This window comes from Achromobacter sp. RW408 (assembly GCF_003184165.1).
GTDB lineage: Bacteria > Pseudomonadota > Gammaproteobacteria > Burkholderiales > Burkholderiaceae_B > Achromobacter > Achromobacter xylosoxidans.
Window position 1 is genome coordinate 1 of record NZ_QHHO01000018.1, and the last position, 2,643, is coordinate 2,643.

The 2,643-nt window shown below is 52.6% G+C and carries 1 rRNA gene; it reads left to right on the top strand.

Annotated features, from left to right (window positions below):
• Positions 1-2,643 (top strand): 23S ribosomal RNA (locus tag DK459_RS02150); the annotation flags it as partial.

The window sequence follows — 2,643 nt, forward strand, 5'->3', positions numbered from 1 at the left end:
AGTATCCCTGACTGAATACATAGGTCAGTGGAAGCGAACCGGGTGAACTGAAACATCTCAGTAGCTCGAGGAAAAGAAATCAACCGAGATTCCGAAAGTAGTGGCGAGCGAAATCGGAAGAGCCTTCACGTTTTAGCATGCAAGATAGTCGAACGGAATGGAAAGTCCGGCCGTAGCAGGTGATAGCCCTGTAGACGAAATTTTGTGTGTGGAACTAAGCGTGAGAAAAGTAGGGCGGGACACGTGAAATCCTGTTTGAAGATGGGGGGACCATCCTCCAAGGCTAAATACTCGTGATCGACCGATAGTGAACCAGTACCGTGAGGGAAAGGCGAAAAGAACCCCGGAAGGGGAGTGAAATAGATCCTGAAACCGTATGCATACAAACAGTAGGAGCCTCCTTGTGGGGTGACTGCGTACCTTTTGTATAATGGGTCAGCGACTTACATTCAGTGGCAAGGTTAACCGAATAGGGAAGCCGTAGCGAAAGCGAGTCCGAATAGGGCGATTCAGTCGCTGGGTGTAGACCCGAAACCAGATGATCTATCCATGGCCAGGTTGAAGGCACGGTAACACGTGCTGGAGGACCGAACCCACTAATGTTGAAAAATTAGGGGATGAGCTGTGGATAGGGGTGAAAGGCTAAACAAATCTGGAAATAGCTGGTTCTCTCCGAAAACTATTTAGGTAGTGCCTCAAGTATTACTGCGGGGGGTAGAGCACTGTTATAGCTAGGGGGTCATGGCGACTTACCAAACTATGGCAAACTCCGAATACCCGCAAGTACAGCTTGGGAGACAGAGCACCGGGTGCTAACGTCCGGACTCAAGAGGGAAACAACCCAGACCGCCAGCTAAGGTCCCAAATTATCGCTAAGTGGGAAACGAAGTGGGAAGGCATAGACAGTCAGGAGGTTGGCTTAGAAGCAGCCATCCTTTAAAGAAAGCGTAATAGCTCACTGATCGAGTCGTCCTGCGCGGAAGATGTAACGGGGCTAAGCGATAAACCGAAGCTGCGGGTGTGCACTTTGTGCACGCGGTAGGAGAGCGTTCTGTAAGCCTGCGAAGGTGGCTTGTAAAGGCTGCTGGAGGTATCAGAAGTGCGAATGCTGACATGAGTAGCGATAAAGGGGGTGAAAAGCCCCCTCGCCGTAAGTCCAAGGTTTCCTGCGCAACGTTCATCGGCGCAGGGTGAGTCGGCCCCTAAGGCGAGGCAGAGATGCGTAGCTGATGGGAAGCTGGTTAATATTCCAGCACCGTCGTACAGTGCGATGGGGGGACGGATCGCGGAAGATCATCAGGGTGTTGGATGTCCCTGTTGACGTATCGAAGATGGCGCTTAGGCAAATCCGGGCGCGTAAATCAAGGGTACGGCACGAGCGAGCATTGCTTGCGAAGTGATTGGAAGTGGTTCCAAGAAAAGCCTCTAAGCTTCAGCTGTACGAGACCGTACCGCAAACCGACACAGGTGGACGGGATGAATATTCCAAGGCGCTTGAGAGAACTCAGGAGAAGGAACTCGGCAAATTGATACCGTAACTTCGGGAGAAGGTATACCCCGGTAGTGTGAAGCGCCTGCGCGCTTAGCATGATGGGGTCGCAGAGAATCGGTGGCTGCGACTGTTTATTAAAAACACAGCACTCTGCAAAGACGAAAGTCGACGTATAGGGTGTGACGCCTGCCCGGTGCCGGAAGGTTAAGTGATGGGGTGCAAGCTCTTGATCGAAGCCCCGGTAAACGGCGGCCGTAACTATAACGGTCCTAAGGTAGCGAAATTCCTTGTCGGGTAAGTTCCGACCTGCACGAATGGCGTAACGATGGCCACACTGTCTCCTCCTGAGACTCAGCGAAGTTGAAGTGTTTGTGATGATGCAATCTACCCGCGGCTAGACGGAAAGACCCCATGAACCTTTACTGTAGCTTTGCATTGGACTGTGAACCGGCCTGTGTAGGATAGGTGGGAGGCTTTGAAGCGTGGTCGCTAGATCACGTGGAGCCATCCTTGAAATACCACCCTGGTTTGTTTGCGGTTCTAACCTTGGTCCGTTATCCGGATCGGGGACAGTGCATGGTGGGCAGTTTGACTGGGGCGGTCTCCTCCCAAAGTGTAACGGAGGAGTTCGAAGGTACGCTAGGTACGGTCGGAAATCGTGCTGATAGTGCAATGGCATAAGCGTGCTTGACTGTGAGACTGACAAGTCGAACAGGTGCGAAAGCAGGACATAGTGATCCGGTGGTTCTGAATGGAAGGGCCATCGCTCAACGGATAAAAGGTACTCTGGGGATAACAGGCTGATACCGCCCAAGAGTTCATATCGACGGCGGTGTTTGGCACCTCGATGTCGGCTCATCTCATCCTGGGGCTGTAGCCGGTCCCAAGGGTATGGCTGTTCGCCATTTAAAGAGGTACGTGAGCTGGGTTTAAAACGTCGTGAGACAGTTTGGTCCCTATCTGCCGTGGGCGTTGGATACTTGACGGAGCCTGCTCCTAGTACGAGAGGACCGGAGTGGACGTACCTCTGGTGTACCGGTTGTCATGCCAATGGCATTGCCGGGTAGCTAAGTACGGAAGAGATAACCGCTGAAGGCATCTAAGCGGGAAACTCGTCTGAAGATTAGGTATCCCGGGGACTTGATCCCCCT